Raw genomic sequence first — 14,911 nt, 5'->3', positions numbered from 1 at the left:
GGGGCGAACCCGGGCCGGGAACGGCCGGTGAAACCTCTCGGAACTGTTGCCGTCGGGAGCGGTACGGGAAAGCGCTCAAGCCGCCTTCGCGAGGTCCGTTTTCGCCTTCTTCAGAGCGAGCACCGGGCATTTCTTGCACCGAGAGGACGACCGGCAGCACTTCTTCTTCACCTTGCCGGCCTTCATCAGCTTGCGGACGACCCCGGCGGGGGTGTCCGGCTGCTTCTTGTCCTTTTTGCCCACGGTGGGCTCCCACGTCCTCGGCGGCAGTTCCTGATGGTTCAGGTTAGGTGAGCCTAACCGATCATGGGGCGTGGCGGTCCTCACACTTCGGCAACAGGTATCCTTATGAAGTCCGCGTGTGGCCAAAGCCGGTCACGATGCCGGTTGAGGTGGCGAAGCCGTTCTGGTGGAGGCCACCGCTCCGCCCGCGACGCGGCCACCCACCCGCCTTTGAAGTTCAGGAGTCTTCGCGTGCCCGCAGCCAGCGCCACCGCAGTCGAAACCGGCCGCGCGTCCGGCAAGACCCGGCCCGACCTGCGCAACGTCGCCATCGTCGCACACGTCGACCATGGCAAGACGACCCTGGTCGACGCCATGCTCCGGCAGTCCGGCGCCTTCGCCGAACGCGCCGAGCTCGTCGACCGCGTCATGGACTCCGGTGAGCTCGAGCGCGAAAAGGGCATCACCATCCTCGCGAAGAACACCTCCATCCACCGCCAGACGCCCGACGGCCAGGTCACGATCAACGTGATCGACACCCCGGGCCACGCCGACTTCGGCGGCGAGGTCGAGCGCGGCCTGGCGATGGTCGACGGCGTGGTGCTGCTCGTCGACGCGAGCGAGGGCCCGCTGCCGCAGACCCGCTTCGTGCTCCGCAAGACCCTCGAGGCCGGCCTGCCGGTGATCCTGGTCGTGAACAAGACCGACCGCCCGGACGCCCGCATCTCCGAGGTCGTCGAGGAGACCCACGACCTGCTGCTCGAGCTGGCCAGTGACATCGAGGACGCCGACCACGACGCGATCCTCGACCTGCCCGTGGTCTACGCCTCCGCGCGCGCCGGCAAGGCAAGCCTGGAGCAGCCCGCCGACGGCGAGATCCCCGACAGCGAGAACCTCGACCCGCTGTTCGACACGCTGCTGCGCCACGTCCCGCCGCCCGCCGCGGACCTCGACGCGCCGCTGCAGGCGCTGGTCACGAACCTCGACGCGTCGAACTTCCTCGGCCGCATCGCGCTGATCCGCATCCACGCCGGCAAGCTGCGCAAGGGCCAGACCGTGGCCTGGATGCGCGAGGACGGCACGGTGCAGAACGTGCGCATCTCCGAGCTGCTCGTCACCGAGGCGCTCACCCGCGTGCCCGCGACGGAGGCGAGCGCCGGTGAGCTGGTCGCCATCGCCGGTATCCCGGACATCACGATCGGCGACACGCTGGCCGACGCCGACAACCCGGTGGCCCTGCCCCGGATCACCGTCGACGAGCCCGCGATCTCGATGACCATCGGCGTGAACACCTCGCCGCTGGCGGGGCGCAACGGCGGCGACAAGGTCACCGCGCGCCTGGTGAAGGCGCGGCTGGACCAGGAGCTGATCGGCAACGTCTCGATCCGCGTGCTGCCCACCGAACGCCCCGACACCTGGGAGGTCCAGGGCCGTGGCGAGCTGGCGCTGGCCATCCTCGTCGAGCAGATGCGCCGCGAAGGCTTCGAGCTGACCGTCGGCAAGCCGCAGGTGGTGCTGCGCACGATCGACGGCAAGCTGCACGAGCCGTTCGAGCGCCTGTACATCGACTCGCCGGAGGAGCACCTCGGCGCGATCACGCAGCTGCTCGCGGCGCGCAAGGGCCGCATGGAGGACATGAGCGGCAACGGCACCGGCCGGATCAAGCTGGAGTACGTGCTCCCGTCGCGCGGCCTGATCAGCTTCCGCACCGACTTCCTCACCGAGACCCGCGGCACCGGCATCGCGAACCACGTGTTCGAGGGCTACTTCCCGTGGGCGGGCGAGATCCGCACCCGCCACAGCGGCTCGTTGGTCGCCGACCGCACCGGTCCGGTCACCGCGTACGCGATGATCCAGCTGGCCGACCGCGGCACCTTCTTCGTCGAGCCGGGCGCCGAGGTGTACGAGGGCATGGTCGTGGGCGAGAACCCGCGCTTCGAGGACCTCGACATCAACATCACCAAGGAGAAGAAGCTGACCAACATGCGTCAGTCCTCCGCCGACGTGATGGAGACGCTGGCCCGCCCGCGCAAGATGGGCCTGGAAGAGGCGCTGGAGTTCTGCTCCGTCGACGAGTGCGTGGAGGTCGCGCCGGAGGTCGTCCGCGTCCGCAAGGTCACGCTGGACATCAACACCCGGGCCAAGGAGCGCTCGCGCGCCAAGAGCCGCGAGAACGGCTGACGGTTCTTCTCGAAGGGCGCCTCTCCCCTCATCGGGGTGGGGCGCCCTTCGGCGTCTCACGGGCGGGTCGCGCGCCGGTCACGATGCCGCGCCGCTGATCACGAACGGGAACCAGGCGGGGTTCCCGCACGTCCACCGGTTGGCGGTATCCACTCCGGTGTCGGCCGGTCCGGCCGGATGTGGGAATCTCGGTGCCGAGCAGGCTCCGGCGTGGCAGCATGTCGGCTCGGACCACGGGAAATCGGGAGGGTACGCGTGCGGATGGGACGCAAGGCGGCGCCGGTGCTGGCGCTCGCGGGGGCGCTCCTCGCCGCGTGCTCGAACACGCCACCGCCGCCGGTGGTCACCTCGGCGCCGACGTCGAGCACCCCGGCGCAGCCCACGGCGTCACAGATCGTGGTGGGCGTCGACGACGTCGTGGGCGGCTACAACCCCCACACGCTCGCGGACTCGTCCACGGTCACCTCGGCGCTGTCGCAGCTGCTGCTGCCCTCGGTGTTCCGCCAGTCCGACGACGGCAAGCGCACGCTCGACAAGACACTGATGACCTCGGCCGAGGTCGTGTCGCAGATGCCGTTCACGGTGAAGTACGAGATCCGCCCCGAGGCTTCCTGGTCCGACGGCGCGCCGATCGCCACCGAGGACTTCACCTACCTCGCCGACGCCATGAAGTCGCAGCCCGGTGTGATCGAGCCCGCCGGCTACCGGCTCATCAGCGACATCGAGTCGCGAGACGGTGGCAAGGGCGTCGAAGTCACCTTCAGCAAGCCGTACCCGGCCTGGCAGACGCTGTTCGACAACCTGCTCCCGCAGCACCTGCTCAAGGACTCCCCGGGCGGCTGGCAGGCCGCCCTGGCCACGAGCTTCCCGGCCGTCGCGGGACCGTTCGCGATCAAGACCATCGACACCGCCCGCGGCGAGGTGACGCTGCAGCGCAACGACCGCTACTGGGACAAGCCCGCGGCCGTCGACACGCTGATCCTGCGCCGCTCCGACCCGTCCGGCATCGCGACCGCGCTGCGCAGCGGCAACGACCAGTTCTCCCTCACCCGCACCGACGCCAACGGCCTGCAGCTGCTCAACGACCTCGGCTCCGCTGTGAAGCTCACGACGCTGCCGCGGCCCATGGAGGCCGCCGTCCTGCTGCGGCCGGTGAGCGCGGTGCTGTCGGACAAGCAGGTGCGCCAGGGCGTCGCCGCCCTGCTCGACCGCGGCAAGCTCATCACCGCGGGCGCCATGGGCGGCCCCGCCGCCGCCCTGAAGGCCGACGCCCAGGTCATCCCGCCCACCGGCGCCGGCTACGCGCCCACCATCCCGGCCGGCCCGCCCGCCGCGCCGGACCTGGCGAAGGCCGAGGGCTACTTCAAGGCCGCCGGCTACACCAAGGAAGCTGGCGTGTGGCGCAAGGGCACCAAGACGTTGTCGCTGGTCATCGCGTCGCCGGGCGAAGAGGAGCCCTACGCGTCGATCGCCGAGGAGCTCTCCGACGAGCTCATCGCCGGCGGCGTGCAGGTCAACACCATCAAGCCCGAGCCGCGCGACCTGTTCTCGACGCTGCTCGCCATGCCCGTGCTCAACGGCCAGCAGCAGGCCGGTCCCGACGCCAACGGCAACGTCGGCGTCGACATCGCCGTCGTCCCGCAGCCCGTCGGCGGCGACCCGGCCACGGTGCTCGCGTCCACCTTCGGCTGCGCCCCCGACCAGGCCACGGCGGACCCGACGAAGCCCGTCGTGCCCGCCAACTCGGCCGGCCTGTGCGACGAAAGCCGCCAAGCCTCGATCGACTCGGCCCTCACCGGCTCGACGACCTTGGCCGACGCGCTGAAGACGCTGGAGCCCGACCTGTGGTCGGCCAACGTGGTGATCCCGCTGTTCCAGGAAGCCGAGACCCTGGCCGTCGGCAAGGGCATCTCGGGCCTGACGCCGGGGCCGCCGATGCTGGGCCCGTTCGGCTCCGCGGTGAACTGGACCCGCGGCACGAGCTGAGCACCACCGTCCAGGCCTTGGTCAGCGCAGCCGATCCGCGATCTGCCGGAGGCCTTGGCGGATCAGCTGCCCGTACTCGTCGTCGCCGAGCGCGCCGATCGTCGCCTCCGCTTCGCGCAGGTGCTCGCGGGCGCGGCCGAGGTCGCCCAGCTTGCGGTGGCACTCGGCCAAGTTCAGGTGCAGCGACGGAGACAACGCGGCCGCCGACAGCGTCAAGCCGGCCTCCGCCATGCGGGCATCGGTCAGCTGCCCCGCGGCCGCCAGCGCACGCTTGTCCCAGCGCAGCTCTTGCCGAACGTCGTCCTGCACGTCGGCCATCGAGTGTGCGAGCGTGCACCGGTGCAGCGCATCGCCTCGCTCACCACCGATTTCGGCCCAGATCTCGGCGAACGCCCGGCGTGCGCCGTCCCGGTCGCCGCGGTGGCCGAGCTGCACCGCCTCGCCGATCCGGGTGAGCGTGGGGTCCGTGAGCACGGGTTTCTCCTTGCCTCACAACGAAAACGCCCCGGCGCACGCAGGGGCACCGGGGCGTTTGTCGTCAAGACGGCTCAGATCAGCTGCAGGCTCTCCGCGAAGTGGCAAGCCGTCGGGTGGCCCTGGCCGTGATCGATCAGCAGGGGTTCTTCCGTGCTGCACTTCTTGCGGCCCGCGTCGTCGATTTCGTTGGCGAACTTCGGGCAGCGGGTGCGGAAGCGGCAGCCCGAGGGCGGGTTCGCCGGGCTGGGCACGTCGCCGGTGATGACGATGCGCTGGCGGGTGCGTTCCTTGCGCGGGTCCGGGACCGGGATGGCCGAGATCAGCGCCTGGGTGTACGGGTGCGTCGGGCTGTTGAAGAGGTCCTCGGCCGCCGCGGTTTCCACGATCTTGCCGAGGTACATCACCGCGATGCGGTCGGACACGTGGCGCACGACCGACAGGTCGTGGGACACGAACAGGTACGACAGCCCGAGCTCGGCCTGCAGGTCCTTCAGCAGGTTGAGCACACCGGCCTGGATCGACACGTCGAGCGCCGACACCGGCTCGTCGAGCACCAGCACCTTCGGCTTGAGCGCGAGCGCGCGGGCGATGCCGATGCGCTGGCGCTGGCCGCCGGAGAACTCGTGCGGGAAGCGGTTGCCGTGCTCCGGGCGCAGGCCCACGGTCTTCATCAGGTCACGGACCTGCTGGCGGCCGCCGTTGTCGTAGAGGCCGTGGATACGCAGCGGTTCGGCGATGATCTCGTTCACCGGCAGCCGCGGGTCCACCGAGGCGTACGGGTCCTGGAACACGATCTGCATCTCTCGCCGCAGCCGCTGCAGCTCGCGCTTGCCCATCGTGCCGAGGTCGCGGCCCTCGAAGCTGACCTTGCCCGACGTCAGCGGCTGCAGCGCCAGCGCGACGCGTGCGGTGGTCGACTTGCCGCAGCCCGATTCGCCGACCAGCGCCAGCGTTTCGTGCGGGTAGATGTCGAACGACACGTCCGACACGGCCTGCACCGCGCCCGTCGTGCGCCGGATGAGGCCACCGCCGCGGATGGGGAAGTGCTTGACCAGGTTCTGCGCGGAGAGGACGGGCGTCCGGGTCGCCGTGGTCTCGCTCATCGGTTCGTCTCCGTGTCGATCGCGGCGTCGACGGTCACCGGGACGGCTGCCGTGTCGGCCGACGTGGCGCTGAACAGTTCGGCCGGGTCGCGGCCGATGACCTGCTCGGTGAAGTGGCAGGCCGCGAACTGCGAGCCGGGACCCGCCACCAGCGGCGGTTCTTCCTTGTCGCAGATGTCCTGCGACAGCGGGCAGCGCGGGCTGAACGGGCAGCCCGGCGGCATGTTCTGCGTGGCGGGCGGCGAGCCGGTGATCGGCGTGAGCCGTTCGGTCTTCACGTCGAGGCGGGGCAGGCTGCCCAGCAGGCCCAGCGTGTACGGCATCCGCGGCGTGTAGAAGATCTCGTCGACGCTGCCGGACTCCACCACCTTGCCCGCGTACATCACGTGCACGCGGTCGGCCTGCCCGGCGATCACGCCGAGGTCGTGGGTGATGAGCACCATCGCCGCGCCCGTCTCCTTCTGCGCTGCCTGCAGCGCTTCGAGGATCTGGGCCTGCACGGTCACGTCGAGCGCCGTCGTCGGCTCGTCGGCGATGATCACGTCCGGGTTGTTGGCCATCGCGATCGCGATCACGACGCGCTGGCGCATACCGCCCGAGAGCTGGTGCGGGTACTCGTCCGCGCGCTGCTTCGGGTTCGGGATGCGGACGAGCTCGAGCAGGTCGATCGCCTGCTTCTTCGCCACGTCCTTGCGCACGTTGTGGTGCGCGGTGATCGCCTCGGCGATCTGGTCGCCCACGGTGTACACGGGGTTCAGCGAGGTCATCGGGTCCTGGAAGACCATCGAGATGCCCTTGCCGCGGACCTTGTTGAGCTCCTTCTCACTGGCCTTCAGCAGCTCGACGCCGCCGAAGCGGATCGAGCCGGAAACCCGCGCGGTGCGGGGCAGCAGGCCCATGATGGCCAGCGACGTCACGGACTTGCCGGAGCCGGACTCGCCGACGATGCCCAGCACCTCCCCGCGCTGCAGCTGGTAGTTCACACCGCGCACGGCCTTGACGAGGCCTTCGCCGCTCGGGAACTCGACGGTCAGGTCCTCCACCACGAGGACGGGATCACCGCCGAGTGCGTTGGAGTCGTACTCGGTCATGCGCGCACCTTCGTCTGCTGGGGGTCGAACGCGTCCCGCAGGCCGTCCCCGATGAAGTTGATCGTCAGCGCGATCAGGATGATGAAAACGCCCGGGAAGTAGAACAGCCACGGGCGGGTGTCGACCGCCGTCTGCGCGGTGCTGACGAGCAGGCCGAGTGACGTGTCGGGCGGCGTGACACCGAACCCGATGAACGACAGCGCCGTCTCGAGCAGGATGCCGATCGACACCAGGATCGTCAGGTTCACGATGATCGCGCCGAGCGCGTTGGGCACCAGGTGCCGGAAGATGATCCGGGCGTCGGTCGCGCCGAGCGCCTTGGACGCCTCGACGAACTCCTTCTCGCGCAAGGAGAGCACGACACCCCGGGCGACGCGGGCGACGTAGGCCCAGTACAGGGCGGCGATGACCACCGCGATCAGCCACCACGTGCCACCCACCTGGTGCGCCAGCACCGCGGCGACGGCAAGCAGCGGCAGGGTCAGGATCAGGTCGGCGATGCGCATCAGGACCGTGTCGATCCAGCCGCGGTAGTAGCCGGCGACCGAGCCCCAGATCGTGCCCACGAACGTCGCGAAGATCGCGATGAGCACGGAGATCTGCAGCGAGACCTGGGTCCCGCGCATCACCTGCGCGAGGGTGTCGTGGCCGACGGCGTCGGTGCCGAACGGGTGCGCGCCCGACGGCGGCGCGGAGTTGTCTTCGGTGATGTCGACCGGCGTGAACTTCCACACGAGCGGGCCGACGTACGCGAACAGGATGATCAGGATGAACACGATCAGGCTGATCATGGCCAGTCGGTGCTGCAGGAAGCGCTTGAAGACCAGCTGCGCCTGGCTGCGTTCCTTGACCGTGAACTCGCGCTCGGGAACGGTGTCCGGCTTGGTCGCGACGTCGAGGCGAGAGTCCGCGCCGGTCGGCAGTTCTTCGGTCGTCGATTCGTCAGGCATAGCGGATCCTCGGGTCGAGCAGGCCGTAGAGCAGGTCGGCGATGAGGTTGAGCAGGATGATGAACGTCGCCGCGATGAGCAGCCACGCCTCCACGGCGTAGACGTCGCTCTGCCGGATCGCGTTCAGCAGGAACGTGCCCGCGCCTTGCCATTGGAACACGGTCTCGGTCACCACGGCACCGCCGAGGATCGCGCCGATGTCCAGCGCGGTCACGGTGGTGAGCGGGATGAGCGCGTTGCGCAGTGCGTGCCGGCGGGTCACCGTCCAGCGGGGCAGGCCCTTCGCACGGGCGAGCCGCACGTAATCGGAGTTGAGGACCTCGAGCATCGACGCGCGCTGGAAGCGGCTCCAGGCCGCGTAGCTCGTCAGCGCGAGCGAGATGGTCGGCAGGATGAGGTGGCCGGCGACGTCGCTGAACTGTGCTCCGAACCCGGCGGGGGTGATCACCGACGAGGAGCCGATCGTGTAGAAGATCTGGTCGCCCACGGAGGTGTTGATCGAGATGCCGATCTGCTTCAGCACGATGGCGAACCAGAACGACGGCATCGACAGGAACAGGAAGCCGAAGAAGGTCGCGGTGTAGTCGAACTTCGAGTACTGGCGGGCCGCGCTGATCACGCCGATGAGCACGGCGAGGATCAGGGCCACGATCATGGCCAGCACGATCAGCCGCAGCGTCACGCCGAAGCGGACGAAGACCTCGTGGCCGATGTCGAGGTTCGACTGGACCGACGGACCGAAGTCACCGCTGAGGACGCCGGTGATCCAGTGCCAGTACCGCTCGAGGATCGGCTGGTCGAGGTGCAGGCGGATCCGCTCGAGCTCGATCGTCTGCGGGGGCGGCGGCGGGTTTCTCTGGATCAGGTAGCTCAGCGGGTTGGCTGAGAGCGACACCATCACGAAGACGAGGAACGTCGACACGATCAGGATCGGCACCGAGACGAGGAGCCGGCGCAGTGCGAAGGCAAGCATGGAGGTCTTCCTGCTCTGGCGGTTCTGCCGCGAACCCGCCGCTTGTGGTGGCTGGGCCGGGCGACGAGAGAGGCAAATCTGGAGTTCGGGATGAAGCGGACCAAAACGTTCGAACACGCGGTGAGGGGCCGGCAAACTGCCGGCCCCTCACCGGTGGTGTCCTGCGTGAATCTACCGGGTGGTGATCACTTGCGGAGGCCCCACTCCGCCATGTTGTAGACCGGGGCGTCGAGCGTGGAGTTGTTCCGGATGTTCCCGATCTTGTCGGAAGACGCGATGAAGGTCGGCTTCTGGTACAGCGGAAGCACGTACGCGTCGTCGGACATGATCTGGTCGGCCTGGTTGAGCAGGTCCGTGGCCTTGGCCTGGTCCGTCTCGGTGTTGGCCTCGTTGATCAGGCTGTCGACCTGCGGGTTGCTGTACTTGCCGTAGTTGCTGCCCTGACCGGTCTCCCAGTTCTGGACGGCGCCCGCGAACGGGAACGGCGAGGACACCCAGGCGAACACGATGATGTCGTAGTCGCCCTTGGTGGTGGTGTCACCGAGGTCGTCGGTCGGCGACACGTTCACGGTGATGCCCAGCTGCTTGGCGGCCGCCGCGAAGAGCTCGCACTCGTCCTGGCGGATCTGGTTGCCGACGGTGTAGCGGATCCGGTACGGGCCGACGTTCTTGCCCGACGGGTCCTGCAGCTGCGTGCCGTTGAGCTTGTAACCGGCGTCGGTGAGCAGCTTCTTCGCCTTGTCGATGTCACCGGTGCCCTGGCCCGTCGACGAGATGACGTCCTTGAAGCCCTGCTGCTGCGGCATGAAGTTGTGGTTGTTCAGCGGCTCGACCTTGTTGGTGAACTGGCCGACCGTCTTCGCGATCATGTCCTTGCGGTTGATCGCGGTGAACAGCGCCTGACGCAGCGCCTTGTTGTCGAGACCCGGCGACTTCAGGTTGAAGTCGAAGTGCTCCCAGGTCAGGCCGAGGCCGATGTAGGAGGAGATGTTCGGCATGTTCTTGACCTGGTTCACGAGGTCGACCTGCGGCTGCGGGTAGATGACCTGGACCTCGTTGTTCTGCAGCGCCGTCGGCTCCTGCGTGGCGTCGGTGATGACGCGGAAGATCACGCTCGACAGGTGCGGCTTGGCGCCCCAGTACTTGTCGTTCGGGACCTCGGTGACCGACTGGTTGTTCACGAACTTCGAGATCTTGAACGGACCGGCGGTCCAGGTCGGCACGGTGTCGCCGAACCACTTGTACGACGAGGCCAGGCCGGCCGGGGTCTTGGTGTCACCGTGCTGGGCGGCCAGGTGCGCGGGGTACATCGCGCCCGAGGAGCTCCACAGCTGGCGCCAGTCGGTGAAGGGCTTGGAGAACGTCACCGTGACCGTCTTGCCGTTGTCCGAGCCGACGACCGAGGAGACCTGGTCGTAGCCGGAGGTGCTGGCCGGGGCGCAGTCGGGGCAGTCCTTGCCGTTCTGGACCTTCCAGTTGTAGATGAAGTCGTCGGCCGAAACCGGCGTGCCGTCGTCCCAGGAGGCCTTCGGGTTGATCTTGTAGACGACCACCTGCGGGTTGGTGCTGGTGACGTCCGCCGACTCGACGAAGTCCTTGTTCAGGACCGGCTTGAGGTCCGGCGTTGCGTAGAAGGTGTAGGGCAGGATGCCCTTGGTGACCATGCCCGTCTCGAAGACGTTGCCCTCGGCCGAAGTCACGTTCCAGTTGGGGATGTTCTTCTCGATGGCGTACGTGACGTCGCCGCCCTGCTGCAGCTGGTCGGCCGCGACGGAGTTGCAGGTGTTCGGGTCCTGGTCGCATTGGGCGAAGGCCTGCCCGGTTTGCACCGTGCTGTTGCCGCCACCGCCGCCCCCACAGGCGGAGAGCAGAAGGGCCGCGCCCGCGACGAACGCACCGAGCTTCACAGCGCGCGACCTAGTCGTCACTAACATTCATTCTCCTTGCTCGACGCCGTCGCGGGTTTGCGAGGCGACTTCTTCCTGACCGCGAGCTTCGATGTAATCGAGTTAGCTCACCGTAGTCGTGCAACCTAGGCAGTGGACAGCCGTCAAAACTATCGATCCGGACACTCTCAGTGAGATCGTGATGGAACAGCAATCTCGTCTTGCCTATCTCCACCACGGGTTCTGCGGTTGATCGACTACTCACGGTAGCTAATCTTCGATCACTGCAGGCCTCGTTCGGGGATGGCCACGGCTCGGTGGGTCATTCGGCTCGGGGGACAATAACCGACGCCCTCCTCTTTGTGGACCCCGCGAATGGACTAGTCACACAGCCGTGACAAACCGGAAGTGACAAGGAATTAACCTGATCTCGTGAACGGTGGCGACCGTTTACCGGAGTGCGGGCCGGAGGGCGTGTCCGGCCCTTTCCGGGTGACCCCCGACGGATGGGCGGAACCCCTGCCGCGGAACGTTCCGGGACTCGGAACGCCGGGGCCCCGGCTCCGCGGCCGGAGTTCATTAACCTGGTGCCGTGATCCGAAAGCTCCTGCTCGTCCACGCGCACCCCGACGACGAGACCATCACGACCGGCGGTGCCATCGCCCGGTACGCCGCCGAGGGGGCCGAGGTCTCCGTGGTGACGTGCACTCTCGGCGAGGAAGGCGAGATCGTGCCGCCCCGGCTGGCGTTGCTGGCCTCGGCCGCCGCGGACCAGCTTGGCGGCTACCGCTCGGGCGAGCTCGCGGCCGCCTGCGCCGCCCTCGGCGTGACGCGTCACGAGTACCTCGGCGGCATGGGCCGCTGGCGCGACTCCGGCATGGCGGGCACACCGGCCGCCGAGCACCCGCGCGCGTTCGCCGGCGGCAGCCTCGACGAGCAGGCCGCTCAGTTGGCCGAGCTGCTCGACGAGCTGCGGCCCCAGGTCGTGGTCACCTACGACTCCTTCGGCGGCTACGGCCACCCCGACCACATCCGGGCCCACGACATCACCATGGCGGCGGCGCCGCGCGCGGCCTCCGTCGAGCGCGTCTTCCACGTGGTGCACTCCCGCGCCGCGGTCGACGCGGGGCTCGCGCGGCTGCGGGCGAGTGACAGCTCACCCTTCCGGGTACCCGAGGACGACGAGCTCCCCGGCACCGCGGATCAGAAGGTCACGACTGTGCTCGACACCTCGGCCCACCTGCCGGCGAAGATCGCGGCCCTGCGCGCCCACGAGACGCAGCTGACGGTCGTCGACGGGGAGATCGTGCACTTCGCTCTCACCAACGACATCGCGCAGCCGATCCCGCCCGCCGAGTACTTCGTGCTCGCCCACGGCGACGCGGCCGGCGCGGACACCGACCTGTTCGGAGGGCTGTGACGTGCCGGCCCCGCTGAGCGCCGAGCAGCGCCTGATGCTGGTGGTGCTGTGCCTGGACGCGCTGCTGCTGGCGTTGCTCGAAGTGTTCTTCCTGCCGCTGCGCGTCGGCGCGCTCGGGGAGGTGCCGCTGCCGCTGACGGCACTCGTCGGCGCGGTCACCACGCCGTGGCTGGTGCTGACGACGGCGAAGCTCGTCCGGCCGGGGTTGTCCTGGGTGCCGCTCGTGGTGTGGGTGGTCGTGGTGTTCGGCATCGGTTTGGGCGGACCCGGCGGCGATCTCGTGCTCGTCCAGGACTGGCGGGCGATCCTGCTGCTCGGCGCGAGCGCGCTGCCGGCGGCGCTCGTGCTCGGCGGCGGGCTCGGCCGTGCGGCCGCGACGAAGGGCAAGGTCCGTGGCTGAGGCCATTTCGGACCGTCAGGTCGTGGCGGTGCTGCGGCCGTTCGTCCGCGCCTGCGCGCCGATGCTCGACGCGCTGCGCGAGGCGGACCCGTTCGGCTTGCAGGCGCGGGCCCGCTGGGCCGAGGCGGCCGAGGAGTTCGGCAACGACGGTTTCAAGGAGAAGGTGCTCGGCGCGCTCAGGTCCGTGAAGGTCCCCGGCACCGCCGGGTGGGCCCGGATGGACATCGACGAACGCTGCGGCTGGTGGGTCAACCGCGTTGGCCGGCTCACCGCGGCGCTCACCTCGATCCCCGGCCTCGGCGGTGCGCTCGCCGACCGGCTGCCGGTGCAGGACACGCTCGGCGCCGCGTCGCAGGGGCTGCTGCTGTGCGCGATCGCGGGGGAGTACGGCGTGACCGACGTCGGCAGCCGGGTGCGGCTGATCGCGGCGGTGCTGTTCGAGCGCGACCTCGACCCGGTGCTCGCCGCGGGCAAGCCCGCCGACGAGTCCGCAGAGGACAGTGCGGCCGCACAGCTCACCGAAGAACTGACGGAATCCGAACGCGCCCACGGCAAGGTGACGGTCAGGGCCGTCGCCGGGACACTGTGGCGGCTCGGCCGGTCACTGTGGGGGATCACCGAGGAGCTCGAGAAGCGCCCGCGCGGCCGCTTCTACCACCGGGCCCTCGGGCTGGTCCCGGTGGTCGGCGCGGCGGGCGACTACCTCGGCGAGCGCTGGGGGCTCAAGCAGATCTGGAAACGCGCGCACGGGTGGCTCATGGCCAACTCGCACTGGGCGTCTTTTTCCTGAGCTCGCGTCAGCGCCAGAAGAGGAAGGCCGACTGCCCGATCTGCGCGGCCAGCCCGTCGCCGCCGAACGCGTCGAAGATCAGGCCGGCGACGTACCAGAGACCGTCGGACAGCGGACGGAACGCGAAGAACAACGCGAACAGCACCAGCGGCGCCCACGGCCGCACGCGCGCGCCGAACGCCCGCGCCTGCGGTGAAAGATACGGCTCGATCGCGCCCCAGCCGTCGAGGCCGGGGATGGGCAGGATGTTGATCAGGAACGTCATCACCTGCAGCAGCGCCAGGTAGGAGAGGCCGAAGAACAGGCCGGCCGACATCGGCACCAGCGCCGCCACGAGGCACAGCGCGGCCCCCACCCCGAGGTTCGACAGCGGCCCGGCGAGCGACACCCACGACGACGTCGCGCGGTTGCGCAGCGCGCCGCGGTTGATCCACACCGCGCCGCCGGGCAACGGGATGCCGCCGATGAGGAGGAAGATCAGCGGGAGCAGGATCGACAGGACGGGGTCGGTGTAGCGCCGCACGTCCAGCGTGAGGTAGCCCTTCTGGGCGACCCCGGCGTCGCCGCCGCGGTAGGCGACGAAGGCGTGGCCGAACTCGTGCAGGGTCAGCGAAGCGATCCACCCGCCCGCCACGAGGAGTACGACACCGGTGACGTAGAGCGGGTCCTTGTCACCCCTCAGGCTCAGGGAATCACCGTACGCGGCCAGGATTCCGCCGAGGACGGTGACCGCGAGGATGCCGATGAAGACCGGGCTGGGCCGCACTGCTGATCTCTGCACCCCACCAGTCTTCCGTATGCCCGGTGTGAAGTGTTCGGCGTGTCCCCTTGCGCGATCGGCCCGAGGTATCCCCCGAACTCGCTACTCCGCTTGACCTGACCGCACTACACGGGTGTAATCACAGTGATGTCATTCGCTGTCGAGAGGGGACAGCGGATGTCGTTTCACCACCGCCAGCCTGGGGAGTGCGTAGGAGCGAGGAGGCGGACGTGCGGTTGGAAGCGGAAGGCTCGAGGATCGACTCGAGGCCTGAAAAGAGGGAGTGGGGGCACGTCGTGGGTTGGGGCGAGAACCCTGAGCAGGAGCTGGGGGATCTGACCGACCTCTTCGATGCCACCGAGGAGGAACAGGACTGGCAGGAGCGCGCCTTGTGCGCGCAGACGGACCCCGAGGCGTTCTTCCCCGAGAAGGGCGGCTCGACCCGCGAAGCCAAGCGGATCTGCCTCGGCTGCGAGGTCAAGGACGAGTGCCTGGAGTACGCCCTGGCGCACGACGAGCGCTTCGGCATCTGGGGCGGCCTGTCCGAACGCGAGCGGCGGAAGCTGAAAAAGCGCGCGATATAGCGATGGGCGGGGTGTGTCCGCGGAAAGCGCGGACCATCTCGCTGTCCGGGTGTTTCCTGGGGTGCGACCCCCAGACCCCGTCCGGGGG

Annotated in this window: 14 protein-coding genes; 6 read left to right on the top strand and 8 right to left on the bottom strand. The window is 68.9% G+C overall.

What is annotated here, in order from left to right; genetic code table 11:
- Positions 1–75: 75 nt before the first annotated feature.
- Positions 76–243: a hypothetical protein gene (locus tag ACQPXB_RS42240; RefSeq protein WP_220247896.1), complete on the bottom strand. Its 168-nt coding sequence runs from the start codon at positions 241–243 to the stop codon at positions 76–78.
- Between the two features lie 231 nt (positions 244–474).
- On the opposite strand from ACQPXB_RS42240, the gene typA reads away from it, so the two are divergent.
- Entirely contained in the window at positions 475–2,403 is a 1,929-nt protein-coding gene (gene typA / locus ACQPXB_RS42235; protein ID WP_366579784.1) for a translational GTPase TypA, read from the top strand.
- A 261-nt stretch (positions 2,404–2,664) separates the two neighbouring features.
- The gene (locus ACQPXB_RS42230) at positions 2,665–4,389 is read left to right on the top strand and encodes an ABC transporter family substrate-binding protein (RefSeq protein WP_432857033.1); all 1,725 of its coding nucleotides are present in this window, start codon (positions 2,665–2,667) and stop codon (positions 4,387–4,389) included.
- A gap of 21 nt (positions 4,390–4,410) precedes the next feature.
- On the opposite strand, the gene ACQPXB_RS42225 is transcribed toward ACQPXB_RS42230, so the two are convergent.
- From ACQPXB_RS42225 to ACQPXB_RS42200, 6 genes are all read right to left on the bottom strand, one after another.
- Positions 4,411–4,863 carry a hypothetical protein gene (locus ACQPXB_RS42225; RefSeq protein WP_366579782.1) on the bottom strand — a complete coding sequence of 151 codons (453 nt, stop codon included), beginning with the start codon at positions 4,861–4,863 and terminating at the stop codon, positions 4,411–4,413.
- Between the two features lie 74 nt (positions 4,864–4,937).
- Positions 4,938–5,969 (bottom strand): ABC transporter ATP-binding protein, encoded by a 1,032-nt coding sequence (locus ACQPXB_RS42220; RefSeq protein ID WP_366579780.1) that lies wholly within the window; start codon positions 5,967–5,969, stop codon positions 4,938–4,940.
- Positions 5,966–7,060, bottom strand: a complete 1,095-nt coding sequence (locus tag ACQPXB_RS42215) for an ABC transporter ATP-binding protein (RefSeq protein WP_366579778.1) — start codon at positions 7,058–7,060, stop codon at positions 5,966–5,968. Before ACQPXB_RS42215 ends, ACQPXB_RS42220 begins: the two co-directional genes overlap by 4 nt.
- Positions 7,057–8,010 (bottom strand): ABC transporter permease, encoded by a 954-nt coding sequence (locus ACQPXB_RS42210; RefSeq protein ID WP_366579776.1) that lies wholly within the window; start codon positions 8,008–8,010, stop codon positions 7,057–7,059. Before ACQPXB_RS42210 ends, ACQPXB_RS42215 begins: the two co-directional genes overlap by 4 nt.
- The gene (locus tag ACQPXB_RS42205) at positions 8,003–8,983 is read right to left on the bottom strand and encodes an ABC transporter permease (RefSeq protein ID WP_366579774.1); all 981 of its coding nucleotides are present in this window, start codon (positions 8,981–8,983) and stop codon (positions 8,003–8,005) included. The genes ACQPXB_RS42210 and ACQPXB_RS42205 overlap by 8 nt, the downstream gene beginning before the upstream one ends.
- A 185-nt stretch (positions 8,984–9,168) precedes the next feature.
- Positions 9,169–10,917 (bottom strand): ABC transporter family substrate-binding protein, encoded by a 1,749-nt coding sequence (locus ACQPXB_RS42200; RefSeq protein WP_432847459.1) that lies wholly within the window; start codon positions 10,915–10,917, stop codon positions 9,169–9,171.
- A 544-nt stretch (positions 10,918–11,461) separates the two neighbouring features.
- Here ACQPXB_RS42200 and mshB point away from each other — a divergent pair.
- Genes mshB through ACQPXB_RS42185 form a run of 3 tightly spaced genes read left to right on the top strand, consistent with a single transcriptional unit; the run spans position 11,462 to position 13,479 of the window.
- On the top strand, positions 11,462–12,289 hold the full coding sequence (mshB, locus tag ACQPXB_RS42195) for an N-acetyl-1-D-myo-inositol-2-amino-2-deoxy-alpha-D-glucopyranoside deacetylase (RefSeq protein WP_432847457.1): 828 nt from the start codon (positions 11,462–11,464) through the stop codon (positions 12,287–12,289).
- A 34-nt stretch (positions 12,290–12,323) separates the two neighbouring features.
- The gene (locus ACQPXB_RS42190; RefSeq protein WP_366579977.1) at positions 12,324–12,689 is read left to right on the top strand and encodes a hypothetical protein; all 366 of its coding nucleotides are present in this window, start codon (positions 12,324–12,326) and stop codon (positions 12,687–12,689) included.
- Positions 12,682–13,479, top strand: a complete 798-nt coding sequence (locus ACQPXB_RS42185; RefSeq protein WP_366579768.1) for a hypothetical protein — start codon at positions 12,682–12,684, stop codon at positions 13,477–13,479. The genes ACQPXB_RS42190 and ACQPXB_RS42185 overlap by 8 nt, the downstream gene beginning before the upstream one ends.
- Positions 13,480–13,486: 7 nt before the next feature.
- Here the strand turns inward: ACQPXB_RS42185 and ACQPXB_RS42180 are convergent, their stop codons facing one another.
- Entirely contained in the window at positions 13,487–14,245 is a 759-nt protein-coding gene (locus ACQPXB_RS42180) for a site-2 protease family protein (protein ID WP_432857030.1), read from the bottom strand.
- 320 nt (positions 14,246–14,565) lie between these two features.
- Between ACQPXB_RS42180 and ACQPXB_RS42175 the strand changes: the two genes are divergently transcribed.
- On the top strand, positions 14,566–14,823 hold the full coding sequence (locus ACQPXB_RS42175) for a WhiB family transcriptional regulator (protein ID WP_220247102.1): 258 nt from the start codon (positions 14,566–14,568) through the stop codon (positions 14,821–14,823).
- The last annotated feature ends 88 nt before the right edge of the window (positions 14,824–14,911 follow it).

The sequence above is a fragment of the Amycolatopsis sp. CA-161197 genome (assembly GCF_050942255.1).
Lineage (GTDB): Bacteria > Actinomycetota > Actinomycetes > Mycobacteriales > Pseudonocardiaceae > Amycolatopsis.
This window is presented reverse-complemented; position numbering and strand designations above follow the sequence as displayed.

What these genes read in the sequence shown, in the direction of transcription:
- ACQPXB_RS42230 (WP_432857033.1), top strand. Translation starts at nt 2,665, where the DNA reads ATGGGACGCAAGGCGGCGCCGGTGCTGGCGCTCGCGGGGGCGCTCCTC.
- ACQPXB_RS42220 (WP_366579780.1), bottom strand. Translation starts at nt 5,969, where the DNA reads ATGAGCGAGACCACGGCGACCCGGACGCCCGTCCTCTCCGCGCAGAAC.
- ACQPXB_RS42215 (WP_366579778.1), bottom strand. Translation starts at nt 7,060, where the DNA reads ATGACCGAGTACGACTCCAACGCACTCGGCGGTGATCCCGTCCTCGTG.
- ACQPXB_RS42210 (WP_366579776.1), bottom strand. Translation starts at nt 8,010, where the DNA reads ATGCCTGACGAATCGACGACCGAAGAACTGCCGACCGGCGCGGACTCT.
- ACQPXB_RS42205 (WP_366579774.1), bottom strand. Translation starts at nt 8,983, where the DNA reads ATGCTTGCCTTCGCACTGCGCCGGCTCCTCGTCTCGGTGCCGATCCTG.
- ACQPXB_RS42200 (WP_432847459.1), bottom strand. Translation starts at nt 10,917, where the DNA reads ATGTTAGTGACGACTAGGTCGCGCGCTGTGAAGCTCGGTGCGTTCGTC.
- ACQPXB_RS42190 (WP_366579977.1), top strand. Translation starts at nt 12,324, where the DNA reads ATGCTGGTGGTGCTGTGCCTGGACGCGCTGCTGCTGGCGTTGCTCGAA.